At 47.0% G+C, this 24,919-nt stretch carries 16 protein-coding genes and 1 pseudogene; 6 read left to right on the top strand and 11 right to left on the bottom strand.

Features of this window, described 5'->3' with window-relative positions; translation table 11 throughout:
• Positions 1-112: 112 nt before the first annotated feature.
• The 6 genes from LZG94_RS13150 to LZG94_RS13125 form a co-directional block, all read right to left on the bottom strand.
• Entirely contained in the window at positions 113-2,683 is a 2,571-nt protein-coding gene (locus LZG94_RS13150) for a glycerophosphoryl diester phosphodiesterase (RefSeq protein ID WP_409013276.1), read from the bottom strand.
• A complete protein-coding gene (locus LZG94_RS13145) occupies positions 2,680-3,699 on the bottom strand; it encodes an FAD:protein FMN transferase (protein WP_233792332.1) in 1,020 nt (339 codons plus the stop codon). Before LZG94_RS13145 ends, LZG94_RS13150 begins: the two co-directional genes overlap by 4 nt.
• Before the next feature lie 16 nt (positions 3,700-3,715).
• The gene (locus LZG94_RS13140; protein ID WP_233792331.1) at positions 3,716-5,539 is read right to left on the bottom strand and encodes an FAD-dependent oxidoreductase; all 1,824 of its coding nucleotides are present in this window, start codon (positions 5,537-5,539) and stop codon (positions 3,716-3,718) included.
• A gap of 171 nt (positions 5,540-5,710) precedes the next feature.
• A complete protein-coding gene (locus LZG94_RS13135; protein ID WP_233792330.1) occupies positions 5,711-6,646 on the bottom strand; it encodes a hypothetical protein in 936 nt (311 codons plus the stop codon).
• A gap of 248 nt (positions 6,647-6,894) precedes the next feature.
• Positions 6,895-8,394, bottom strand: a complete 1,500-nt coding sequence (locus tag LZG94_RS13130) for a RagB/SusD family nutrient uptake outer membrane protein (RefSeq protein WP_409013309.1) — start codon at positions 8,392-8,394, stop codon at positions 6,895-6,897.
• 15 nt (positions 8,395-8,409) lie between these two features.
• Positions 8,410-11,433 carry a TonB-dependent receptor gene (locus tag LZG94_RS13125; RefSeq protein WP_233792328.1) on the bottom strand — a complete coding sequence of 1,008 codons (3,024 nt, stop codon included), beginning with the start codon at positions 11,431-11,433 and terminating at the stop codon, positions 8,410-8,412.
• Between the two features lie 340 nt (positions 11,434-11,773).
• Here LZG94_RS13125 and LZG94_RS13120 point away from each other — a divergent pair, with 340 nt between their 5' ends.
• The 3 genes and pseudogenes from LZG94_RS13120 to LZG94_RS13110 all read left to right on the top strand — a co-directional run bounded on the left by LZG94_RS13120 (position 11,774) and on the right by LZG94_RS13110 (position 13,477).
• The gene (locus LZG94_RS13120) at positions 11,774-12,940 is read left to right on the top strand and encodes a LacI family DNA-binding transcriptional regulator (protein ID WP_233792327.1); all 1,167 of its coding nucleotides are present in this window, start codon (positions 11,774-11,776) and stop codon (positions 12,938-12,940) included.
• 68 nt (positions 12,941-13,008) lie between these two features.
• Positions 13,009-13,221 carry a hypothetical protein gene (locus tag LZG94_RS13115; protein WP_233793136.1) on the top strand — a complete coding sequence of 71 codons (213 nt, stop codon included), beginning with the start codon at positions 13,009-13,011 and terminating at the stop codon, positions 13,219-13,221.
• Positions 13,211-13,477 (top strand): annotated as a pseudogene (locus LZG94_RS13110) (Txe/YoeB family addiction module toxin). Before LZG94_RS13115 ends, LZG94_RS13110 begins: the two are co-directional and overlap by 11 nt.
• Before the next feature lie 96 nt (positions 13,478-13,573).
• On the opposite strand, the gene LZG94_RS13105 reads toward LZG94_RS13110, so the two are convergent.
• Complete coding sequence (locus tag LZG94_RS13105; protein ID WP_233792326.1) at positions 13,574-15,232, bottom strand: RagB/SusD family nutrient uptake outer membrane protein; 1,659 nt, start codon at positions 15,230-15,232, stop codon at positions 13,574-13,576.
• A gap of 45 nt (positions 15,233-15,277) precedes the next feature.
• Positions 15,278-18,595 carry a TonB-dependent receptor gene (locus LZG94_RS13100; RefSeq protein ID WP_233792325.1) on the bottom strand — a complete coding sequence of 1,106 codons (3,318 nt, stop codon included), beginning with the start codon at positions 18,593-18,595 and terminating at the stop codon, positions 15,278-15,280.
• Between the two features lie 398 nt (positions 18,596-18,993).
• On the opposite strand from LZG94_RS13100, the gene LZG94_RS13095 reads away from it, so the two are divergent.
• Positions 18,994-20,070 (top strand): glycoside hydrolase family 76 protein, encoded by a 1,077-nt coding sequence (locus LZG94_RS13095; RefSeq protein ID WP_233792324.1) that lies wholly within the window; start codon positions 18,994-18,996, stop codon positions 20,068-20,070.
• Positions 20,071-20,111: 41 nt separating this feature from the next.
• Here the strand turns inward: LZG94_RS13095 and LZG94_RS13090 are convergent, their stop codons facing one another.
• Positions 20,112-21,575, bottom strand: coding sequence for an alpha-L-fucosidase (locus LZG94_RS13090; protein WP_233792323.1), 1,464 nt, complete (start codon positions 21,573-21,575; stop codon positions 20,112-20,114).
• A gap of 191 nt (positions 21,576-21,766) precedes the next feature.
• Between LZG94_RS13090 and LZG94_RS13085 the strand changes: the two genes are divergently transcribed.
• Both LZG94_RS13085 and LZG94_RS13080 read left to right on the top strand, forming a co-directional pair.
• Entirely contained in the window at positions 21,767-22,054 is a 288-nt protein-coding gene (locus LZG94_RS13085) for a hypothetical protein (RefSeq protein ID WP_233792322.1), read from the top strand.
• Positions 22,048-22,326: a type II toxin-antitoxin system RelE/ParE family toxin gene (locus tag LZG94_RS13080; protein ID WP_233792321.1), complete on the top strand. Its 279-nt coding sequence runs from the start codon at positions 22,048-22,050 to the stop codon at positions 22,324-22,326. Before LZG94_RS13085 ends, LZG94_RS13080 begins: the two co-directional genes overlap by 7 nt.
• On the opposite strand, the gene LZG94_RS13075 is transcribed toward LZG94_RS13080, so the two are convergent.
• Complete coding sequence (locus LZG94_RS13075) at positions 22,323-23,744, bottom strand: alpha-L-fucosidase (RefSeq protein ID WP_233792320.1); 1,422 nt, start codon at positions 23,742-23,744, stop codon at positions 22,323-22,325. The two genes, LZG94_RS13080 and LZG94_RS13075, sit on opposite strands and share 4 nt — an antisense overlap.
• Before the next feature lie 54 nt (positions 23,745-23,798).
• Entirely contained in the window at positions 23,799-24,833 is a 1,035-nt protein-coding gene (locus tag LZG94_RS13070) for an isoaspartyl peptidase/L-asparaginase family protein (RefSeq protein WP_233792319.1), read from the bottom strand.
• Between the last annotated feature and the right edge of the window lie 86 nt (positions 24,834-24,919).

The following is a 24,919-nucleotide window of genomic DNA, read 5'->3' as shown; positions in this document are numbered from 1 at the left end:
TTTGTCACCCTGAGCGCAGTCGAAGGGAACATGTAAGATGCTACTTAGCAAGGTGCTTCGACTGCGCTCAGCATGACAAGTGTGGTTAGCTCCTTTCAAATTTGGTAAGCAGCTAATAAGCTATCTCCAATGTTTTCAAGCCAAATGCCGGAATGCTTATCTTGTCAATTTCCGCCGCCAGGTTGTTCTCAGCCCATTTCAAACTCTTCATTTTCTTTCCCTCCGTAATCTTACTCTCATCAATGTTCAATGCAAAATCTGTTTGCGAGGAACTGTTGTTCATCAGCATAATGTAAATGCTGTTTTTTGAGGTCGATTGCGCCGTAACACATTCGATAGCCGCATTATCCGGTGTAGCCAGTCCGGCTTTGATCACCAGGTTAGCTTTATCTCCAAACACATTCCCCGGCTCGAAACCATAAGTTTGGTGCGGGCCAACTTTCGGTGTGACGAAGCCTCTTGGAAAGAGGATTTTCCCATTGGATCTCAACTCCGCTTCCGACAACAAATAGTCCGTAATCCAGCCTATCTGCCACCAGGCGTGGTGCGGGTACGGGCCAGCGCCGCGGTTCATCGCATTCCAGTAGTAAGAAGCGACACTTGTTTTGCTGTCCACAAATGCGTCGCGACCGATCGCAGCGGAGCGCGCCATATCTGCGAAAATCTGCTCGCCGGTCAATTTGTACATCCTGATAAACATCCCCGCGTGGCTCGCTAGCTGAATAGGACCGTGGCGTGTAGCCGAGCCGAAAATGCCGCCGTGCTCGAAACTGAGACCGGTTTGGCTGATTTCCCAATCTTCCCGCGCTGTTCCGTTGACCGTTTTAGAAGTATGATTTGCAATAGGATGTGTGTAAATGGAAGTAGTGTAAATCTTGGCACAGGTAACAGCCGCGTCCTGGTATTTTTTGTTTTTGGTCAAATCATAAAGATCCAGTAGAGCCTGCGCCGACTGCCCGGTAGCAAAATCAGGCGCGTATCGCGCATCGCCGCAAACGCCGAGGAAAGAGCCGGTTTCTACTGCATTTTTGATAAACCAGTCAGCCCCTTTTTGCGCGGCTTTCAGGTACTTATCATCTTTTAAAATGCGGTAAGCGACGATCATTCCGTAAAAAGTGGGACGCACATCTTTAATGTCTTTAAATGTCTCTTTTTCTGATTTGCGATCGTAAGCCACTGCCCAGCTTCCATCGGATTTTTGCCAGCTCAATAGCCTGTCAGCGCCATATTTCAGCCGCGTTTTCAGCTCCTGGTTTTCGGGTTCAAAAAGGAGCATATTGCCGATATCCAGCATTACATAATAAGTAAGTGCCATTGGTTCAACGACTTCGCCCCATTCTTCAACAAACTTTTTCTTCTTCGCCAGATAATACTGACCTTCCACAGAGCCTTTAAAAAAGCCCTCGTCGGTTTGCTGCTGCACGAGCTTGAAGTTCTCGGCAGGCGGCAGCACTTTGTTGGTCAGTTCGGGATCGCTCGTCGCGTGGGCTAGCATCCACATCGCGCCATAATCCGAATTTTTCATCGCATCTTTTTGCGAACCCACCACGCCGCCGAGGTACGATTGCGCGCCTATTTGTTTTCCTTTATATTCTTCAATATTCCAGAGTGAAGTTTTAGGGTCAGTGAGGTACAAGTGCATTTTCTCAATGCGATCGGTCAGCGATTGTTTGCTTTTGCGCAGCGCCAGTGTTTGGTCAAACTGGTATATATCATTCGCCGCGTGTTTGATCGCCTGGAACCAGTCGCCGGCAATTATGCTGTACCTGAATGAGAAGGTAAACTCCTCACCTGCATTCAGTTCTGATTTTTCTTTACCCAAAACAGGGTAGTAAATAGTAGGCGCGAGCTGACCTTTTCGGTTCATGTGCGACAAGCCAATGTGCCAGTCCGTTTGCGTGATCTTGTCTTTCGCCCAGGGATCACGCGCAAGTCCTGGCTCTGGGATTACTGATAAAGTCACACCATTCTTGGTAGTTACCAGCGGGCTCAATGTACTCGCACAACGCTCGCGATAAATCACCGGACGGTCGGGCACGCCGTGACCGTAAGCATAAGCGAGCGCGAAGTTCTTTTGCAATGTATTTCCCTGAAAATAACCCGGAACGGAAGTCCAGCCGAGCTGCTCCTGAGCAACAGTCCCCAGCGTAGGTGTAGCCATTGAAAAGTATCCTTTCGCCTTCGCTTTTACTATCATTTTTACCAGAATATCAGTCGGATTTTGTGGGTCAATGCGCCAGTTGGTGGTTATAGACGCGACGTCGGTTTCTTTCGAAAATTCGATTGCATCTGATTTGATCAGCATCGAAGCCGGCAGGAAATGTATCGCCTGACCGGCTTTATTGAGGGAAACATCATTGATACTTTCCTTCCATTGTTCCTGCTGGTAATGGTATGATTCCTCAGGAAATTTTCCACCGGTTATCTTTTCAAAACTTTCTGTTGGCTCTCCGGAAGGTTTCGTAGCCGAATACAGCAAAGTATATTCACCGGAAGGCTTAGGCCCGTCGATCCATTTTCCATCTTTTTTAACCTGGAAAATGGCAATCGGGAATGTGCCTTTCTCGGAACCCTTCCATACAATTTTGATGTGATCGTTACTCAGGCTGTTTGGGTACTTTTTCTGACTAAATGCTGCTCCTGAAAGCAGAAGAGCCATTAATATCGTTGTGGTAAATTTCATGGGTTAGGTATTTCTTTGATAAAATCCTTCATTCCTTTGGTCACATAACTTGCGGTTTTTCCTTTTTCGTCAGTATAAATCAGGTAAGCTTCCAGGTCATTTTGTGTTGATAAAAATTCCTTTGTTGCATCCAGTCCCATTACAAAGAATGCAGTGTCGTAACCATCTGCAGTCATAGCGTCTTTGGCAAAAACGGTCACGCTCAGCAGCGACGTTTCTTCCATTGAACCTGTTTTTGGATTAATGATATGGTTGAAAACGCGGCCATTTCTTGTAAAATGATTGTTGTAATTACCCGCAGTTGTCATGGCAAGATTGGAGAGTTTTGCAGTAGCGAACAGTTGCCCGCGTTTCAACGGATTTTCAATTCCGGCAACCCAGGGAAGATTTTCATCTTTGTTTCCCGAGCACACTACTTCACCTCCGATCTCCACCATAAACCGGTTAATATCCCGACTCCTGAGAAATGTGCTTACAATATCCACCGAGTAACCCTGCGCAATCCCGTTCATATCGATCCTGACACCGGCATTGACTTTGGAAATCGAATCTGCATTGAAGTTAATTTTATCGAAACCAACATATTGAAGCAGTGAGTCTACATTCGCCAGCTCGGGGTCAGTTCGCTTTGCACCAAATCCGAGGGCTTCGGTCAACGGCATGATAGTAGGGTCGAAGGCGCCGTTTGTAGCCGCGTATATTTCCAGGGATTTTTGTAAAACGGGATAAAAATAATCCGACCTAAACCGATGCGATCCGGTACTATTATTAAATGCAACTATCTCTGAATCTTTACGGTACAAGGAAAGGCACTTATCGAAATCCGAGAGAATGGAATCTATCTGGACTTTGAAGTTCCGGTTTTGCCGATCAAAATATTTAATGTGATAAGTAGTACCCTGCGCTTCACCGGAAATGGAGATCAACGGCTCGTTCCCGGCGGCTTTTGCATTCACCGGGGGAACGAACATTTGAAATACCATTAAAATAAACGCAACCGGAATTTTCAAAATCATCAAATCAGTTTGTTACTCAAGGCTGCGGAGCGACAGTTTCTCCTTTCAGGATCCCCATTAATTCCGGCAAATGTTGCTCATATACGCCGCGCGGAGTGGTTCCGTACTTTTTAGTCAGAGATGCCGCGAAGCCGACCACTTCTCCCATCATGCCGCAGGTACGCATTACGCGCGTGCTGCCGAATGCGACGTGCGTGGTACTGATATTCCGCCCGGCCATAAACAGGTTCTGGATGTTTTTTGAATATAAACAGCGGTAGGGAATCGTGTAAGGCGCCACTTTGATGTGTTTTGTTCCTGCAAAAAACTCCTGACCTTCGAAGTATTTAGAATTCTTCGCGTCGGGGAAATGCAGGTCGATGGTCCAGGTAGCAGTGACCGATCCGTCGGGGTAAAATTTACCTTCCTGGATATCCATCTGATTGAGAATATGATCGCCGATAATGCGCCTCGATTCCCTTTTTCCACCAATATAGGCCACCCAAGCCAGCTCGTGTTTGGCGTATTTTGCAGCTTTGTTCTTTTTCAGATAAGACCAGTTTCCATAGATTGCACGGAGGTTATGATCTCGGATTTTCTCAGCGTCGGTAATGGTATTGAAATTACCGAAACCGGTTTCCCACTGCCAGTCAGCTTTGGGTTCGTCAATGTGGTATTCGTCGGAAAACTGGATCGCCCAGGGTGTTTCGGGGAACGAAGAAACAGTGTCGCGCGGGAGTGATGCCCACAGGTTGGAGGTGCCGAGCGTAAAATCATCAGCCTTTTCTGCCGCCAGCGATTCGCCGGTTTCAGTTTTACTTTCACGTCCCATTCTGAACTCCGCGCCAGCCAGAAAACCGATCGTTCCGTCGCCGGTGCAATCCGAAAAGAAGGAGCCTGCAAAGCGGGTTTCTTTATTGGTAGCAATATCCCGGCCCACTACTGCGGTAATAATATCGTTCTCTTTTTCAACCTTATAAACATGCGTGTTCAGAAACAGGGAAATATTAGGCTCGGCTTTCACGATTGAAATCTTGCGCGCATCTCCGTACTCTTTTGCATCTGGATTTCCATTTCCAGGATCGCCATTATCCATTTCGCGCACAATGCGGCCGAGTTTCGGGTAATGATTTTTATCCACGTCGCCCATTAAATGCACGCGGATTTCGGAGCTGTTATTTCCTCCCAAAACGGGTCTGTCCTGGATCAATGCCACTTTGAGCCCCATTCTTGCTCCCGAAATGGCTGCGCAAGTCCCGGCTATCCCGCCGCCAACTACCACCAGATCATACTGGCCGGCTTCAACAGGTTTGTCGGTGAGGTTGAGCAACTTTTTGCGGAATGCGGTCAGCTCTTCCAGCCTATTTGGCGGAGTGAATTTTAAATCATCAGTAAAAAAGATTGCATCGCAGCGGCCATTAAAGCCAGTCAAATCTTTCATCAGGAGCTTCGTCTCGGCAGACTTAATATCGACCTGGCCGCCGTCGTACCATTTCCATTCATCGGATCCGCTTTCACCAAATACCTGGCCCACAGCTTTTCCGTCGAGCAGGAGCTGAAACTTTCCCGGCCCTTTCGGAAATGGAGCCCAGTCTTTGGTTCGCACCCACATTCGGTATTTGCCTGTTCTAGGGAACTGAATAGTTGTAGTTGCATCCTTGACCGGCCGCCCCATTCCGTGCGCCATCAGGTACGAAGAGCCCATTACCACAAAAGATTGCTGATCAATCACCCAGCCGCCTTTGTCGGTGAATGATTCTGTTTCGACGAAAACGTGGTTTTGTGCAAAGACAGAAAGAGAGAAAAGAAACAAGAGTAATATGATCGTATTTGCAATTGTCCTATTAATTTTCTTTTCCATTGTCATTTCAATTGTCTCTCCCATTCTCATTTCAATTGTCTTTTCTATTGTCATCTCAATAGTATTTTCCGTCGGCTGAAGCCGACGGGAATTGACAAAGAAATCAATTGCCCCGGGCTTAAGCCCGGGGATTTTTGATGGGTTTTGGAATTTATTATTTGTTTTCATGAGTTAGTTTTTTGCAAGTATTTGATTGATTAGCGCGGCTTGTTCCTGGTTTGCATTGGGTAATGCGGCTTTGAGATTATTGGTGAGCGAGCTGGTTAGTGGAATATTTGCCAGCTTTTTTAATATCGTGATCTGCAATGAATAGGTAGATTTGTGGTAACTCTCCCAAAGCCAGTTTTGTCTCGCTTCGCTTTCGAAAAAGTGGTTATTGACGTGCTGCAATGCGTATTTGGCAGTAAAAATGTTTTTGCCGGCTATGATCTGCTGCAAGTCTTGTTCAAATAGTTTTTTAACACTTCCATCTTCACCAACCACTTTTTCCATTGCCCAATACTGATAATGGTAATTGTTGCTGGTCAGGAAGGTGTGCAGCAACTTGTCGTCTGTGTAGCTTTCAATGATCTTCCGCATTTCGGGTACCGCCTTTCCGTAAGCGATTTGCCAAAGGGTATAGCAGGTATAAACCGCGCCGTCGATCACCTGATTTTTGATGGTCTTCAATGTAGCGCCGGCTTTTACATCCACGGAGTCTGTAAGGTCTTCGGTGCCTTTTGCGATCAGATCTTCCATTTTTAATTCGGCGAAAATGGAGTTGGGCTGCGCGAGAATGTCCTGCAACTTCTGGTAATCCTCTTCCTTAAACTCGTCGTGATCAACCTTCGTGAGCACCTTGTTTTTGGGAAGATCAAAACGTACATAATTGCCCAGTAAATCCCAGTAAAAATTGATATACACCGGTTTGCATTCATTGGTATAGCAAACCGGTGTGAAGATATTCCTGAAAAAATACTGCGGCCGCCCCTTATCATCGAGCGCGAGTTTCAATGTATAAGTCAAAGTGTCATTCTCCACAATCCTGAATTCCTTTACCTTTTCATTCTTAGGAATGAAGGAGGGGTTATTCAAAAAAAGTGATAAGAAAAAAGCGATACTTAACATATTGAATTCACATTGGTTTTTGTAAAATTGATTTGCGCTGGTGGTGGTTATTACCTGAGCTTGTACGCATTCCCATTCAATAGGAAGCTCCTCCGGAGCTCGACATTGTTTGTGACCTTTGCAATTCTAGAAACAGGGGGCCGCTCTGCGGCCAGATTACGCTGATTTAATAACACGACAGCGCCCATTGACTCATTGACTCATTCAGTCACTCAATCATTCAATCATTCAATCATTCAATCATTGACTCACTTCCAAGCCGCATTCTGTTCCAGCTGTGGATTTGCATTGATCTCGTCCTGAGGTATCGGGAAGTATTTATTCTTTGCTTGGACCGGACGCGTTGGATACACTGCATTCACGGCTTTGGCAATCACGGTCTGGAACTTGTCTGTTCTTGTGAGGTCATACCAGCGGTCGCCTTCGGCGAACAATTCCCACGATCTCTCCTGAATAACAGCATCGACAAACGCTTCTTTGGTCAAACCTTTTGCCAGGTCAGCAACACCAGCTCTGGTACGGACTGCATTGATGTACTCGTAAGCTTTTGCGGAAGGACCGTTCAAATGCGCCTCTGCTTCTGCTGCAACGAGATAAATATCCGCCATTCGCAGAATAGGAATGTTGGGGATCAGACCTGTGCTGGAAACGGGATCCTGGTACTTTTTAATCAAAACTGCATCGGTGGTAATTGGTGTAATGCTCCGCTGCGGAACCCAATTTCCCGATTTATCGATAAAAGTGGTGTCCAGTAATTGTCTTCGCTTGTCCTTCGGATCAAACGAATTGAAAAACGACATATAGGCGAACATGGAACCGTATGAGGTTTTTGCATACTCCACACCCGCACTGCCAACAGGGCCGGCCAGACTTGTAAGCTGGTGCCCGTTACCTGGCGTGATAGGATCCGCTTCATAAGCCCAGATATTTTCACGGCGCGCTTCATCTTCCTTCAGGTAACTGAAAACATCCATTACATTAGGCAGCAGACCGTATTTGCCAGAACTAATCACAGCCTCAGCCTTTTCGAGCGCCTTGGCCCAATCCTGATTATAAAGTGCAGCTTTGGCATAAAGCGCATCTACTGCTTCCTTGGACGGCCGGCCTTTTTCATTGGCAGGATAGGAGGCAAGACCAGCTTGTCCGGCCTGATCCAGATCGCTGTAAATTTGTTTATAGACATCCGCTGCCGCACTTTTTGGCGCGTAGGCTTCCGCTTCTGTCACGCTTGGTTCGGTTTTCACCACCACATCTCCGAAGTTTTTGGTAAGAGTCCAGAAGTAAAAAGCCCTCAGGAAGTAAGCTTCTCCCAAAATCTGTTTCTTACGCGTTTCGTCCATCGTAGCGTCCGGCACTTTGGTAATGATCCAGTTAGCCCGCTCTATTCCACTATATGAAGAAATCCAGAGCTGCTGAGGCGATTCGTTGGTGCGACCTGCACTTTTTTGAACAGTATAAGTAGGCTCTACCGTGAACAGGGTCAATGAATTGCGGCCCACCACGCCTCTCGGATAAATCTGATCTGCGCTGAAATCCGGTACCATCGTTGCTGCCGGGCCGCCATAAAGACCGCCTAATGCATCGTAAACAGACAGTAAACCTTTTTCAGAATCCGAAGCTGTTTTGTAAAAGGATTCGACGAAAATGGAAGAGTAAATTTCTTCGTCTAACTGGCAGGAACCGGTTCCCAATGCAAGCGCCACGAGCGGAAGGAATTTCTTGAGTGCTATTTTAGAAAGTTTCATAATTCAAAAGTTTAGGGCTTAAAAAGTAAGCTGAATGCCTCCCAGGAATGATTTCGACTGTGGGTAAACGAGGTTGTCAATTCCGATTGTAGTATTGGAATTGGCGTAAGTATTCACTTCCGGATCAAAGCCGCTGTATTTCGTGAATGTGAAAAGGTTATTGCCGCTCACATAAACTCTGATTCTGCTTATTCCTTTGATCGTAGGGAGCGTGTAGCCCAGCATCAGGTTTTTGAAACGCAGGTACGAACCATCTTCCACTGCATAGGAAGAAATCGGCAAACGGCCCGCTACTGCCGGACTTACATATTGGTTGCTTGGATTTTCAGGTGTCCACCGGTTTTCTACGCCCTGGAAAAGATTGCGCTGTCCCAGCGGGTTCTCGAACGAAAGCCGACTGACATTGTAAATGTCATTTCCTTCTGTGCCGGAGAAAAAGGCGCTCAGGTCAAAGTTTTTGAAGGTAAGATTGGTAGAAAAACCGTAAATAAACTTCGGATTGGGATTGCCTGTAATGATCTGATCTGCTGAATTAATAGCACCGTCGTTGTTGAGGTCTTTCACCTTGTGTCCGCCGAGTCTGCCGTCGTAACCAGGTGTAATGGCTTCGCCAGTCTGGTTGACACCATCGAAAACGTAGGTTTTAAATACTCCAAGCGGTTGCCCTACTTTGAGAACAGTATAATTCGTGATAAATCTTTCATCGGTTGTTCCTCCGTCCAGGTCGAGCACCTTGTTGCGGTTAATGGTCAGGTTTCCATTAATGCTCCATTTCACCGGACCGTCGAGCAGGTTTGCACTTGCTGCGATTTCTAGTCCTTTGTTTTCAAGCGAGCCGTAGTTTCCGGTAATGCTGCCGTAACCGGATGAAAGCGGTAATGTTTTGATGTAAAGCAGGTCTTCGGTTTTCTTGATATAATAATCCACGATCAGAGAGAAGCGGTTGTTGAGCAAACTGGCGTCTATACCGATGTTGGTCTGTGTCGATTTCTCCCAGCGGAGATCAGGGTTTGAAATCCCGGATGGACGAATGGCGGTGAAGTAAGTATGGTTGATGTCGTAGCCACCACCGGATTCAACTCTTGCCAAAGATTGATATGGATCAATTCCGCCTGCATTTCCCGTAATACCATAACTACCACGCAATTTTAGGTCCGATAGCCAATTCACATCTTTCATGAAAGGCTCTTCAATAAGGCGCCATGCTGCGGACACTGCAGGGAAAAATCCGTATTTGTGATTGGCCCCAAACTTGCTCGAACCGTCTACGCGCGCAGTAACGTCAACAAAATACCGGTCCTTAAAACCATAATTGACCCTGCCCATGTAAGAATCAAGGCGCTGCATATTCCGTGAGCTCGATACGGTCCTGTTCAGTGCCAGTTGAAGCGCTTCGTTCCTCGTAGCATCGTTGGGAAAGCCGGTCGCATTGATTTGATTATCATTATATCTCTCCACCTGCGTCGCGAACAAACCCGTGAATTTCAAGCTATGGTGATCGCCAATTTTGGTGCCATATGAAAGCACACTTTCATGAAGGAGTCCCAAAAAGTTGGAATTAAACTTATTGGCAGTTCCTGAATTTTCATTCCGGTCTTTTACAGCGATAATGGAAATAGGCAGGTAGGTATCGTTAATTCTCGAATCAATGTCGGCATTGAAAGATGCCCGATAACTAAGTCCGGGAACGATCGTATACTCTCCATAAAGGTTGATCAATGCGCGCTTGATGTTGCGTTTCCGCAAGATGGACGTGTAATTCAGCGGGTTGATCACCTCGCGGTATTGGCCGTTACCCTGTTCCGCAAAGGGGAATATGGAACCGTCTGCTTTGTAAGGCTGCAAAGTTGGCGGGGCGCCGATAGCAGCTCCGAGCACGGTTCCGGTCACAACACCCGCGTCGCCAACGCTCGTACTGCCGGCTTCAATCCCATTGTTATTGGAAAAGCTTCCCATCACGCTGGTACCTACGCGCAGCTTTTTGCTGACATTGTGATCCACATTAAGGCGATAGGTGAAACGTTTGAAATCCGAATTAATGATCACACCATCCTGATCGAAGTAGTTGGCCGAAAGCGACAGCTGTGTTTTCTCAGAACCGCCGCTGATCGTGAGCTGGTGGTTTTGGATCGGTGCTTTCTGAAAGATCAGATCTTGCCAGTCAACACCTTCTCCGAGGCTCGCCGGATCGGGATAAGCTTTGTTTTTGAATGTTTCATTTTCCAGCTGCGCGAATTCAGCCGCGTTCAGAACATCAAGTTTTTTGGTTACCTGCTGCACGCCGTAATAGCTTTCGATAGACACGCTGGTTTTGCCTGCTTTGCCGCGCTTGGTCGTAATGAGGATAACTCCATTGGCCGCACGGGCACCGTAAATGGCGGAGGCAGAGGCATCTTTCAATACTTCAACTGACTCAATATCATTGGGGTTAATGGTGGAAAGCGGACTCACATCATTAATCCCGCCACTGTTTGAGATCTGAATTCCGTCAATCACATAAAGCGGCTCTGCATTTCCATTGATCGAGTTTGTTCCCCGGATCCGCACGCTGATATTACCGCCCGGTGAGCCGGAGTTTTGGTTGATCTGCACACCGGAAACTCGTGATTGAAGCCCCTGCGCCACGTTAGTAATAGGTAACTGCGTGAGTTCGTCAGACTTTATCGAGGCAATCGACCCGGTAGTTTCCACTTTGCGTTGGGTTCCATAGCCCACCACGACCACTTCTTCCAGTGATTTTGTGTCGACTTTAAGAATTGCATCCACGGTTGAGCGGTTGTTAACAGCGACTTCTTCTTTCAGGTAACCTACAAATGAAAAAACCAGAGTGGCATTCACAGGAGCATCAACGGAGTAAGTACCATCAACGTTGGTAAGTGTTCCTACCTGCGTGCCTTTGACGGTAACGCTGGCCCCGGGGACGCCTTCTCCCTTTTCGTCACTCACTTTTCCCGAGACAGTGCCCGACTGGGCGAAAGTGATCTGTGCAAGGCTCAGCGACAAGCATAAGAGCCCAAGCAAAACGCGTATTTGTTTCTGCATATTAAAGAATTTAGGGTTAGAGTGGATAACGGAATAATTCAATTAAGGTCAGATCTTTCTTGTATTGAAGCGACAGGTAAATGTGAAATGCGGCCTGCAATTCAGTGTGATCTGAGCCTTTTTAAATGAAATTAACCAGAAGGAAGGGCTGAATCAAGGCAGTTTAAACCTAATATAATCTCAAAATTGCTCAAAAACTATCGGGAACGTTTGCGAATACGTTGCCGATATATGGTTTTATAAACTAATAATATGATAATTCTTTATTTTTGGGCTGAGATATGCCGATGAGCGTCAACTCTCTGGATTTAGGGTTATTTATTTAAATAGTACAATTAGAATGATCAAGTGCGTAAAGTGCGGACAGGTTGAGGGAATTATGAAGGCGGGGTATGTACGGGGCAAACAGCGGTTCCTTTGCAAGCCGTGCAACTATTATTTTACAATCCAGGAAAAGGACGTTTCCGCGGCGGTCCAGCAGAAAAGGAAACGACACCAGACAACGATCATTGATATCGCCAAAACACTCGGAGTTTCGAATTCCACGGTTTCACGCGCATTGCATGGTCACGCGGATATCAGTCCGGAAACCCGCCAGGCTGTGCTGGATACAGCCGCACTGCTCGACTACCAGCCAAATCAGCTGGCTTATAATCTGGTCAAGAGCCGCACGAATACGATAGGGATGATTGTGCCGGAGTTTCACAACCCATTCTTTCCCAATGTGATCATAGGTGCGCACGAGGTGCTGACAAAGGCGGGGTATAACCTGACGATCATGCAGAGTAATGAATCCTACCAGGTTGAAATTTCCAATACGAAGGCGATGCTGGCCAATCGGGTAGACGGGCTGCTGATCTCACTGACACAGGAGACCAACAATTTTGATCATTTGGAAGTATTTGAGAAACGCGGGATCCCGCTCATTCTTTTCAACCGGGTATGCGAGCAGATCAATGTGCCGAAAGTGGTGGTAAATGATTTTGAGTCTGCTTTTATGGCAGTGGAGCATCTGATCGTGAACGGTTACGAGCGGATCGCACACCTTGGCGGGCCACTTACTTTGTTGGTGAGCCAGGAGAGATTGAGAGGCTATAAAGCGGCAATGGAAAAACACGGCAAAACCATTGAAGATCACATGGTAATTCAGGGAATGCTCTCGCAGCAAAAAGCGAGGATATATGGTCAGTACCTGCTCGATCTGGCCGAGCGGCCGGATGCGATCTTTGCAGTGAATGATTCGGCGGCAATTGAAATCATACTGATTGCCAAAGAAAAGGGGATTGCTATTCCTGACGAACTGGGCGTAGTGGGGTTTAGCGACAATCCGGAATCAGCGTACATTGGTCCGGGTTTAACGACAATCAGGCAGCCTACAATGGAAATGGGGCAGGCTACCGCCGAGTGGATTTTACAGCTGGTCGACACGGAGGAAATTCGGATTTCAGAGCGAAAAGTGCTTAGAACAGAGCTGATCGTACGCGGTTCGTCGGCGCGGAACCGGTAAAGGATTTTTCTATATATTTGTCGCGGTTCCTCATTTCATGACACATACTTACATTTAAGTTCTTATCTATGTTAAGACTTGCAGTGCCGTCACAAAGGGAAAAACGAGCGATCCGGGATTTTTTGAGGACCATCAAAACTCAAAAGAAATCGCCTGCCCAAATGGACACCACCGACTATTTATTGAGCAATCCCCGAAACAGGGAGCTTTTGCTGAAAGCGATTGAAGATCTCAAAAGCAACCCAGGTATTTTTATTCAGCGCGACCTTATTGAACCTTGATGCTTCCTGGCATCCTGATGCATGGGAGGAATATACCGAATGACAGAGGGTTGACAAGAACATTGTTAGAAAAATCAACGAGCTTGTCAAGGAATGTTTAAGAACTCCTTTCGAAGGAAGGGGGAAGCCCGAAATGTTGCGGGCGAATTTGTCAGGCTACTGGTCAAGAAGAATCACCGACGAGCACAGGCTCGTTTATCGCGTGCTTGGTGACACTTTATTTATCATGCGTTGCAAATCTCATTACGATAGTTAGTGTTTTAAATACCACGGATGCACGAATAACCACGAATACATTCGTGCCTCATTCGTGCATTCGTGCCTCATTCGTGCATTCGTGGCATTAATAAAACTAAGGATTCTGCTTCAAAACACTAGCTCCCATAATATCGATCTGCGCTTGGGGGATTGGGAAGTATTCACTTTTTCCTTTTACAAAAGTAGCCCCTTTCAGGTAGCTTCTTTTCACGCTTTCCTTCGCCAGATAAGCATTTAACACGCTATCAGCGACGCCCCAGCGAACGAGGTCGAAATGACGGTGGCCTTCCATAGCGAGTTCTACCCGACGTTCAAAACGTACCGCTTTTCTTGCATAATCCTTGGTAGCGAAGGCAGGGTAAGCTTTCACAAGATAATTAGCCGCCGGCTTTCCGCTCGCGTCGGACACGACCACATTAGCCGCACGGGTACGGATCTGGTTTACGATTTTCAACGCGGTTGCCAGGTCGTTTTCTTCGACAGCCACTTCGGCACGCATTAAGAGCACATCGGCAAAACGGATCGCGCGGTAATTGTTAGCATTCGCACGCGGAGATTCTGCACCGGCGTTTTCACCACTGTAAGCAAAGAATTTCTTGAACGTATAAGGTCCCCCGAATGCCTGGTCGCGGATCCAATTCTTGCCGGGATGCGTTCCCCAGTTCAGGAATGGAAGTCCTCTCCGGCCCACAGTCCAGTCTAATCTCGGATCAAGTGTTCCTTCGTAAGGCGTAAATGCATCAGTGGATGCCAGTCCTTCGTCATTTTTGACATCGACGTCATTGAAAGTATCTAGCAAAGGCAAACCAGCTGCATCGGTTTTGAATGCATTTACAAGGTTTTGAGAAGGCTGGTAAAACCCGCAGCAACCGCCAGGCGCCGAGCCGTAAGGAAAGTTGTAATTATCTCCCCAGCTACCGTTCTGCCCGTTTCCACCATCGCCTACCGACATTTGAACTTCGAAAACAGACTCACTATTGTTCTCCGTCGCGATCCTGAAATTGTCATGGAAGCTATTCACCAATGCAAAAGGACCGTTATTGATCACGTCGTCAAGCAGCGGCTTTGCAGAAGTGTAATCCTGCTGGTACATGTGCACTTTGGCGAGCGCGGCTTTTGCAGTCCACTTGCTTGCCCGGCCTACCTGCGCTTTTGTCGCCGACACATTGTCAATAGCGAATTGGAAGTCTGCTTCGATCATTGGCCAGATATCCTGATCGTTTGGTAAATTGATATAATCCGTCACCGTTTCATCCACATAAGGAACCATATTCCAGAGCTTCTTGGCTTCAAAATGGTACCACGCTCTCAGAAAACGTGCCTCACCTATTGCCTGCGCCTTTTCAGCGTCGGTCATGTCTGTTGCCAGACCGGCCAGTTTGATCGCATTATTAGAGCGGGAAACGCCGTCGTAAACAGCGACCCATTTATCATTATATGCCCCAATATCGGCCTGTGGAATGTAACGCTCGATCGTCGTGATCTGCGCCTGGTCACCCACATCCGAACCTTTGTACGCATCGTCGGAAGCGACTGAGCCGTAGATCCAGTTGCTTACCGAAGAGGTGTTCACAGGTCCCGCACCGACGCCGTCCAGCAAACTGTAAGCGCCGATCAGTACCGCATTTACCCCTGATTTATTTGAAAGTGACTGTTCATTCCCAACACCCAGCGGTGTTGTTTCCAGAAACTCTTTGCCGCAGGAAGTCAGCATTCCTACGCAGACCATTGCAGTTATTATGCTCTTTTTCATATCTATTCGCTTATTATTCACAGATAAAAAGTTTTGTCCCAATTACTAAAACCCGAAGTTGATCCCGATCTGGTACATTTTCGAGTTAGGATAATTTCCCTGATCCACACCCAGCACAGTACTTCCCGGCGCAGAGCCTACGGATGTTACCTCAGGATCGATACCGCTGTATTTGGTGATCGTGAAAAGGTTTTGAGCCTGTACGTAAACGCGTGCACTTTCAAATCCGATTTTTGACAAAACAGTACTTGGAAGCGTGTAACCAATCGTCAGGTTTTTCATGCGGAAGTAAGAACCGTCCTCAATAAAGTAGCTCGAAGGCTGCTGGCTGCGGCTGTCGTTTGCGTCCAGGATCGGAAGTACTGCGTCCGGATTTTCAGGAGTCCACGAATCGTTCAGCATACGCAGACTTCTGTTACCAGCCTGGTTGTTGAAATCAACCCAGCGTTTCACCATATTGATAATTCCATTTCCTTTCACGCCCTGGAAGAAAGCCGACATATCGAAGTTTTTGTAGCCTACATTCAGGTTGATACCATAGGTAAAGTCGGGGTGCGGATTACCGAGGAATACGCGGTCGTTGTCGGTGATAGTACCGTCGCCGTCTGTATCCTGATATTTGTATTTACCCACAGCTGCGTAACCCGGGTATTTCGGCCCCTTGTCCACTTCTTCCTGATTTTGGTAAATACCGTCGATCTGCAAACCATAGAACGAATAAAGCGGCATTCCTGCAACTGAGCGAGTCCAGGTATAGCTACGGATCGCCGGGCCAAGTAGTACTGCGGAAGAGCTGTTATTCAACTTGCCCACTTCATTTTTATAGGTTGAGAAATTAACCCCTACTGAATAGGTCAGGTCGCCGTTCAGTGCTTTGTTGTTAAAATCCAGGGCAAGGTCAATTCCCTTGTTGTTCATTTCACCCACATTCACGAAAGGAATCGTTGCAACACCCTGAGTAGCAGGAAGTGCCACCTGATAAAGCATGTCGGAAGTTGTACGGTTGTAAAGGTCAAGGTTGAAGTTGAACATACCTTTCAGGAAAGTTGCGTCCAAACCGATGTTGGTTTGTGTTGTAGTCTCCCATTTTGCATCCGGGTTACCAAATGCTTCCGTATCAAACCCTGGCTCCACTGCATTGTTGCCGCCTCCGATTGCGTAAGAAGACAAGCCCAGGTTCGAGCGATAAGTGCTGAAACCGTTATAGTTACCAATTTCCTGATTACCGGTTTGTCCCCAGCCAGCTCTTATTTTCAGATCATCCAGCCAGCTTACAGGTTTCAGGAAGCTCTCTTCCGAAAGTCTCCATCCCGCACTGAATGCAGGGAACGTTCCGTAACGGTTGTTTTGACCAAAACGCGAAGAACCATCGCGGCGGACAGTTGCTTCCAGAAGGTAACGGTCTTTGAATGAGTAATTTACTTTTCCAAAAAGAGAGAAAAGTGCCCATTCATAACCGCCGCCTGCGTTGTTAATACCTGCTGTACCTGAGCTCAGGAACATATACTGCGGATCTTCGGAGAAGAATGTAGTCCGGGTCGCATTGAAATTTCGTCCGGTACCTTTAATCGCCTCCGTTCCAAGCAATACATTGATCTTATGATCAGCGCCGATGTTTTTGTTGTAGTTCAATGTATTTGACCACGTCCAGTTAAGATCGTACGCATTTTCGTTCGTCAATGCATTTGCAGCTTCGATTTCTGCTTCTTCCAGGTCAAGCAGTGTGTAACCTACGCGGTTGAATGCAGTCAAATCAATACCGATGCTTGACTTGGCAGTCAGATCTTTGAGGATATCGATCTCCATGTAAGCATTACCAAACGCGCGGAAATTATTGGTCTGGTTGTTTTTAGTACGTGCCAGCTGCGCAACCGGGTTGGTAGCAGGTCCCAGACCAGCGGCTCTCGTCGCAGCAAAATTGCCCATGATATCATACACAGGAATTATTGAAGGAATACGATATCCGTTTCCGACAGGGTTACCATCCTGGTTATTCAGCGTACTTGCAGTACCGTTGTTGGCATAATAGCCTTTGTTTTCCGTGTAGCTTACTTCCAGGTTTTCACCCAAACGAATGCGTTTTTTAAACGTAAATTCTGTGTTCGAGCGCAGCGAATAACGATTGAAAGAAGTATGGATCAATACCCCATCCTGCTTGAAATAGTTTAATGCGATCGCGTAGCGGCCGGTTTCAGTACCACCTGTTGCGCCAATGTTATATTCCTGGATCGCAGCCGGCCGGAGTATTTCCTTGTGCCAGTCGGTACCTTCTTTATTAGCCTCTACAATTTGGTAAAAGCCTGCTCGGTTGTAGTTGTACAGCGCCGGATCAACTCTTGGATCACCCGCAGAAAGCCCGTAGCTCGATCCCGCAAGGATATAATCAGGAACCACTGCGCTTGGCCCGTTACCATATTGCTGGTGCGACGGGTTTCCATTCGTCAGTACACCTGCATTCCGGCGCTGCGTCCAGAGCAGGTCGCCAAATTGCTGCGGATCTTTGATCAGGTCCAGATCGACTTTGCCCGTTTGCAAACCTGCGCGGGAGTTGAATGTGAACCTCGCTGCGCCTGCTTTTCCTTTTTTAGTTGTAATGATAATAACCCCGTTGGCAGCTCTTGAACCGTAAATTGAAGCGGAGGAGGCATCTTTCAAAACCTGCATCGACTCGATGTTGTTCGGGTTAATGCTGTTGAGGCCGCCTTTGGTAGGAACACCGTCGATCACGTACAGAGGATCGTTGTTGTTGATCGTACCAAAACCGCGGATGCGGACCGTAGCTTCACCGCCGGGCGTATTATTCGAAGTAACGGTTACCCCGGCCACACGTCCCTGCAATTGCTGGGCTACGTTAGGAGCCGCAACTTTGGTCAGCTCAGTCGCATCGACCGTTGAAACCGCGCCGGTAATATCTCTTTTGGATTGAGATGAATAACCGGTTACGACTACTTCGCTCAATGCCTTTACATCCGATTGAAGTACAATATCTATCTGCGATTTGTTGGCAATGTTCACTTCCTGGGTCAGATACCCGATCGACGAAACGACAAGTGTCGTGCTGCCGTCGGGGATCAAAAGTGTAAAGGCGCCGTCTACGTCGGTGGTGGTACCTACTGACGAGCTTCCTTTTAATACGACAGTCGCGCCGGGAATGGTCCCGCCGGCTGCATCTGCTACTTTTCCCTTGATCGTTATGTCCGCATATTGTCCGCCGATCGTGGTTGTCCGGCGGTTATTTGCCGCTTCTGCTGCAACTGCGCCAGTCAGCGCAATTCCTGTGAGCGGGAGAATAGTTAATACTTGTATGAGCCTGATTCTCAAATTTTTAGGAAGGCGACTCCGCCGGTAAAAGGTTTTTTTCATACTTTTGTTCGTTTTGTTAGTTTGGAAAAATTGGCAAACGAAATCCCACGCTCCTTTCGGGGCAGCAATTCGGTCACAATCTGGTTGGGGATTAATTCGGGTGAGTGATGTGGCGACATCATTCACCTTTTTTATTGAATAGGCTGGTAGTTTATGGTGAATAGATAATGATTGCGTCGGCTCTGGACACTTGCTGAATCAAATATAGGTGATGTGTCAGCTGGATAAAATAGTGTTTCGCAGATCCTTAGAATATCAAAATAAAATTGTTTTATTTTCCTAAATACCATATAAACTAGTTTTGTAGAAGTGAAGATTAAAACCGAAAATTGATATGTCACTGATGGTAAAATAGTTTGTCCGCGTTGTTTAAAGGATATTACCAAACCGATTTAACTATGCGTTTGAAAAGAACAGGAGTAATGTGTTTACTTTTTAGTCTGTGTTTCCTGGCTGGCCAGGCGCAGCAAGCAGCAGATTATCAGCAGCGGATCAGGGCGATCAATGCGAATATCAATCAGATATTTTATGATGAACAAACAGGCTTGTACATGGAAACGAACGGAAAAAATGAAAAGCCGCATGCGTATCTATGGCCACTCTGCGCATTAATGCAAGCCGAAAATGAAGCGGAAGCGACGCTTTTGAAAAAGGAATTACTGAAACCAGTTCTGGATGCAATAGCGAAGTACAAAAACAACGATGCGCCCGCACCAGGGTACCAGGCTTATGTAACCAAAGAGCAAAAGGATTCCCGGTTTTATGACGATAATCAGTGGATTGCGATTGCGGCGCTCGATGCTTACGAACGGACCAAAAATCCATCGTATTTAAAGCTGGCCGAAGAGATTTACACGTTTATGATGACGGGCTATGATAAGAAAACGGGCGGCGGGCTGTATTGGAAAGAGGACGAAAAGAATACCAAGAATACCTGCTCAAACGGGCCCGGGATCCTGGTGGCGCTGCAATTATATAAATTGAACAAAAAGCCGGAATACCTGAATACCGCACTGGACCTTTACGCCTGGACAAACAAACACCTGCGGTCACCGGACGGTACTTATTGGGACGCGATCAAGATTCCTTCTATGAAAATTGATTCAGCCAAATACACTTATAATACCGGTACAATGCTGCAATCCAATGTGTTACTATATGAAATTACCAAAGAAGACAAGTATCTGAAAGAGGCAAACCAGATCGCCGGAGCGGCGCGCGATTTCTTTTATGTGAATAACAAACTGCCCGGAAATTACTGGTTTAATGTGGTGCTCCTGCGCGGATATGAGGCGCTTTATAAGGTAAATAAAGACAAAAGCATTTTCAGCTTTTTCGTCGACGATGCGGAAAGGATTTGGAAAGAAGAGCGGGACGAAAATAACCTGATGGGCAGGAAACCCGAAAAAACGCTGATAGACCAGAGCGCGATGGTGGAGATGTACGCGAGACTGGCGCGGCTGACCAAAGAGTAACTGCAAAAAAAGGGTTGCCGAAAGACAACCCTTTTTCAATTCTATTCCGAGTCTTTATACAACCCGAATTCGCTGATTGCAATGCTCACTGGCGATTTCGTGATCCTTAATCTAACCTTCTGTGTGGTGACCGGCGCTTCCAGTTTCACAATTCTCTTCGCCCCGACGCTAGTACCTTTGTGAATTTCCTTCCAGTTGTTATCCTGCCACGCGTCCACTGCAAATTCCTCGATCCGCTGGCCGAGCTTGATGAATTCCTGAATGCTGATAATGTCAAATACGATCGGTTGGCTCAGGTCCATGATCACCTCGGGTGTTTTAAAATCATCGTCTGTCGCCCAGTAGCTTTCCGGCTTTCCGTCGAGGATATTTTTAGCACTGTAAATAGAATTGTAACCTCTTACATTGACAGCCTTGGAAGTAGCCTTGCCGACCAAGTTAGTGGCAAAAGTCTGGCTTACGTGGTCACCGAATGCTTTCAACGCGGCCACATCGTCGGCGTGCAATTGTCCGCGGGTATCCGGCGCGAGTCCAAGATCCAGCGCCGCGCCGCGACCGACGCTTTTCAGGTAGAGATCGAATAGCTTTTCGGGCGTTTTAGGTTTTTCATTCGGGTGGTAAAACCAGCCTTTGCGCAGCGGAACATCGCATTCGGCCGGGATCCAGAACTTTCCGTTACGGGTACCGCCCGGGTTTTCAGTCGCATTCGCCTGGCCCGGTACAGCTACATTCTGGCCTTCCGAGGGTTTTGGGGTTAAAGTAGCCCAGGAGGTTTCGTTAACACTCCCGTCCTCATTTCCTGCCCAGCGTACATCCCAGCCTATATCGCTGAAAATGTTGGCATTAGGTTGTAGTTTGCGGGTCAGGTTTGTCCAGGTAGAGTCCCACTGGTAGTAAGTTGTATTGTCGATAGAACGTTTTTCCTTCGCACCGCCGTAGTACCCGTCGCCTCCGTTAGCCCCGTCGTGCCACGACATGAAAAGTTCTCCGTAATTGGTATACAGTTCACGCAGTTGCTCGCGGTAAATCGCCAGGTATTCAGGCGTTCCGTATTTCGCATTATTACGGTCCCAGGGCGAGCAGTACACACCGAATTTTAGTCCGTGCTTGCGCGTCGCGTCGGCTACCTCTTTTACCAAATCCCCTTTTCCATCGCGGAACGGGCTTTTTGTAATGTTGTATTCCGTGGTCTTAGTAGGCCAGAGCGCAAAGCCGTCGTGGTGTTTGGCTACCAATACAATTCCCTTTAACCCGCCGGCTTTTGCTGCCAGTACGATCTGTTCTGCACTGAAATCGCTGGGATTAAATGACTTCGGATCCGCATCTCCAAAACCCCATTCCTTGTTTTCAAAAGTAGTAGGAGTGAAGTGAATCAGGCCGTAAACCTCAGTTTGGTGCCAAAGTACCTGCCTTGGAGCAGGAGTAGCGCCGTAAGGTTTTGGGGGAGTTTGGGCGAAAGCATTCAGTGCCGAAAGGAAGAAAAGTGCGGCTATGGGTTTGATCATATCTAATATAAAGAATGAGGTAGCAAATCTATTGAAAAGTGAAGATCGGTTTTTTTTAAGATACATTAATGATTTTGTGTTTTTGATTCAGGTGAATTATGAAGAGATACAGCGTGTGTTTTACATAACAAAAATCTTAATTTTTATTATTAGTTTTGAATACTCTTCAACGTTCCAAATGACTTCATGCTATGTTCAATATTATCGATGATTATATGGAATTGAGAAAAAACATGAGCCTTTTGATCAATGAATCCGGGTTCAAGAATGCTTATCTGGCAGAACAAATCGGCATGCCGGCTCCAACGTTCAGTGTTAAAAAACAGCGCGGAAACTGGACGCCGGACGAGATGAAAAAAATACTTGACATTATCGAAAGCGAAAAGCTCGAAGACTTGCTTCTGCTTGAACTAATGCGTGCTGAGAGCAATGAGCCGCGATATCCAATCGATGATCTCATAAAAAAAATGGGATGGTAGTAGAATACCACAGGAGGTTCGAAAAAGATTTGGAAAAAGCCCCGAATAATATCCATAAGCGGGTTTTTTATGTTATTCTGAAATTGAAAGAAGCTGAAACTCTCGAACTCTCCGGCCTTGACTATAAGAAATTGGCAGGTCAGGAAAGTCAGTACTATCGAATCCGTGTCGGTAACTGGCGCATTGGGATTGAATATATTCATCCTAATGTTACATTGCTGCGGATTTTAGCCCGCGGCAATGTGTACAAATTTTTCCCTCCCAAACCCTAATCAATAACAAACAAATAAGCCGGCTGCGCCCCGATTTCAGCAGCGATTTTTGCGGGAATCTGAATCGCTCCCTCTTTGATTTTTAGTGCTTTTTTGTTTCCTGCGAATGTGATCTTGGCATTTGGTCCAATGGTCAATCCTTCCGGTTTCATACTGATACCAAGCTTTTCGCCGGCTTCTGCCAAATAGAATGCGTAGGTCGTGTTTCCTTTTTTAGTGTATGCCCATTTGCTCTGCCGGTAAGGAGCGAGCGGCTTGGTTTCGTAAATGCCCACGCCGTTTACATTCATCCATTTTCCTATTTCTTCCAGCCGGGTGTAAGCCTCTTCGTGCCACTCTCCGTCGGGTCCCGGCGCTACATTCAGCAGCAGGTTACCGCCTTTTGCCACAATATCAACCAGCGTATGCACCAGCTTTCGGGTTGATTTAAAATTCTCTTTCGGAATGTAGGACCACGAATCGCCCATTGTCATGCACGATTCCCAGGGTATCGACATATAGTGGTCGGGGATCGACTGCTCGGGTGTTACATAGTTTTCAAATTCACCCGTAACCGTTCTGTCGACGACAAGCAGCCCCGGCTGATGCGATCTTGCCATTTTAGCGATCCGCGCCATATCGATATCCTGCTCGTAAGGTATGCTTTTCTGCCAGCTGATATTCGGATCAATTGTATTCAATGGACGCACCCAGCCACCGTCGAGCCACAGAATGTCGACGGAGCCGTAATCCGACATCAACTCTTCGATCTGATTATAGGTGAAATCTTTGAACTTGTTCCAAAGCTCGGGACGCTTTTTAGGATCGTAAGAAGCATTCCGGTCTTTCGGGGGGAAATATTTCCACCAGTAAAATTCCGTATTCCAGTCGGGCTTTGAAAAATAAGTACCTGTCATAAAACCCTGGTTGCGGAAGGCAGAGAGCACTTCCTTGGTCACATTGCTTTTCGGGTTCGATTTAAATGGCGTGTTCGTGATCTTGTAATCCGTGTATTTGGAATCGAACATTGCGAAACCGTCATGATGTTTGGTGGTAAAAACCACATATTTCATTCCCGCATTCTTGGCCGCCTGCGCCCAGCGTTCCGGGTTGAATTTGACAGGGTTGAAAGTTTTCGGTATCTCTTCGTAAGCTTTTTTGTATTCGTACCAATCGTGCGAATGCGGTCCGCGGCGTTCACACCAGCCTTCATCCTCCGGGCAAAGTGACCACGATTCCACGATTCCCCACTGGCTATACGTGCCCCAGTGCATTAACAAACCAAACTTAACATCCTGCCATTTTGCGAGCTTTTGCTGCACCAGCGGGTCAGTCGGTGCTACATATTTGGAATGGTCCTGCTCGGAATGCTGCTGTGCGAACGAAAAATTACCTGCTAGCAAAACCGCGAGCAGTAATGCTTTTGACTTTAAATTCATTTCAGGAAAAAGTAATGGATTACTAATATGTTAGTCTGTGAAAATCTGTACGGATCAGGAGAAATGGCTCTTTGCATTAATCACCCGCGCTTTTCCAGACTTATCTGTTACCGTGTAGTTGAAACCTTTTTGCAGAGAATAGGCGCCCACTTCTCCGTTTTTGCTGATCGCGATGAAACCTACCTGAAAACTTTTTGCCTTTTCAGGATTGATCTTTACAATACGCTCGATGGTTTTTTTGCAGGCTTCGGTCGGCGACGCGCCGTTTCGCATCAGCTCCACAATAGTATGTGTGCCGCAAACGCGTATCACTTCTTCTCCCTGTCCCGAGCCCGTCGCTGCACCTACTTCATTATCAACGTACAATCCCGAACCGATAATGGGTGAATCGCCTATCCGCCCGCGCATTTTAAAACCCATTCCGCTGGTAGTACACATTCCCGACAGGTTACCCGACGAGTCCAATGCCAGTGTTCCCATTGTATCGTGGTTCACAGAACCGTCGTCAAAGTGGCTCGGCGCAAATGGTCCGTGGCCTTTTGGTTTAGATTGCTGGTGTTCAATATTGATAATCGGCTTGTATTCAGCCTTTTTCAGCCATTCTTTATAAGCTTTTTCGGCGTCGGGCGACAATTCACCAGATTCCAGCTTCATCCCGCTCGCTACTGCAAACTGCTGCGCACCTTCTCCCGCCATAAATACGTGCGGCGTGTTTTCCATCAGCTTTCTCGCAAGTGAAGCCGGGTGTTTCACGCGCTCAACAAATGCTACCGAGCCGCAATTGAACTTATCGTCCATAATGCAGGCATCCAGTGTCACGTGCCCGTCGCGGTCAGGATTTCCGCCAAGTCCCACGCAGCAGTTCACTTCATTTTCCATCGCAATAGCCGCCTGTTCTACTGCATCCAATGCTTTTCCGCCTTTTTCCAATATCGGCCACGCACCTCCGTTCGCGATCTGGCCGCTATCCCAGGTCGAGATCACCAGCGGCATATTAACGACCGGTGTTTTCGCAAATAATTCATTCACTTTTGTAAAAGGCAATGCAAAGGCTGATAAACGGAGGAAAGATCTGCGGTTGGATTTCATAGGTCAGGTGTTCGGGAAGAGTTTCTAATATTTTTAAAAATACCCTACAATTAAATTAAAATTTTTCAAATATAGTCGGCAGGGCT

Source organism: Dyadobacter sp. CY343, assembly GCF_021390335.1.
GTDB lineage: Bacteria > Bacteroidota > Bacteroidia > Cytophagales > Spirosomataceae > Dyadobacter.
Note: the sequence above shows the minus strand (reverse complement) of the source record. Positions and strands in the feature narration are given on the sequence as shown.

Coding starts and splice junctions, on each gene's coding strand:
- LZG94_RS13080 (WP_233792321.1), top strand. CDS start 22,048: ATGGTAGTAGAATACCACAGGAGGTTCGAAAAAGATTTGGAAAAAGCC.
- LZG94_RS13085 (WP_233792322.1), top strand. CDS start 21,767: ATGTTCAATATTATCGATGATTATATGGAATTGAGAAAAAACATGAGC.
- LZG94_RS13075 (WP_233792320.1), bottom strand. CDS start 23,744: ATGAATTTAAAGTCAAAAGCATTACTGCTCGCGGTTTTGCTAGCAGGT.
- LZG94_RS13100 (WP_233792325.1), bottom strand. CDS start 18,595: ATGAAAAAAACCTTTTACCGGCGGAGTCGCCTTCCTAAAAATTTGAGA.
- LZG94_RS13145 (WP_233792332.1), bottom strand. CDS start 3,699: ATGATTTTGAAAATTCCGGTTGCGTTTATTTTAATGGTATTTCAAATG.
- LZG94_RS13135 (WP_233792330.1), bottom strand. CDS start 6,646: ATGTTAAGTATCGCTTTTTTCTTATCACTTTTTTTGAATAACCCCTCC.
- LZG94_RS13150 (WP_409013276.1), bottom strand. CDS start 2,683: ATGAAATTTACCACAACGATATTAATGGCTCTTCTGCTTTCAGGAGCA.
- LZG94_RS13125 (WP_233792328.1), bottom strand. CDS start 11,433: ATGCAGAAACAAATACGCGTTTTGCTTGGGCTCTTATGCTTGTCGCTG.
- LZG94_RS13120 (WP_233792327.1), top strand. CDS start 11,774: ATGATCAAGTGCGTAAAGTGCGGACAGGTTGAGGGAATTATGAAGGCG.
- LZG94_RS13095 (WP_233792324.1), top strand. CDS start 18,994: ATGCGTTTGAAAAGAACAGGAGTAATGTGTTTACTTTTTAGTCTGTGT.
- LZG94_RS13115 (WP_233793136.1), top strand. CDS start 13,009: ATGTTAAGACTTGCAGTGCCGTCACAAAGGGAAAAACGAGCGATCCGG.
- LZG94_RS13105 (WP_233792326.1), bottom strand. CDS start 15,232: ATGAAAAAGAGCATAATAACTGCAATGGTCTGCGTAGGAATGCTGACT.
- LZG94_RS13090 (WP_233792323.1), bottom strand. CDS start 21,575: ATGATCAAACCCATAGCCGCACTTTTCTTCCTTTCGGCACTGAATGCT.
- LZG94_RS13140 (WP_233792331.1), bottom strand. CDS start 5,539: ATGGAAAAGAAAATTAATAGGACAATTGCAAATACGATCATATTACTC.
- LZG94_RS13070 (WP_233792319.1), bottom strand. CDS start 24,833: ATGAAATCCAACCGCAGATCTTTCCTCCGTTTATCAGCCTTTGCATTG.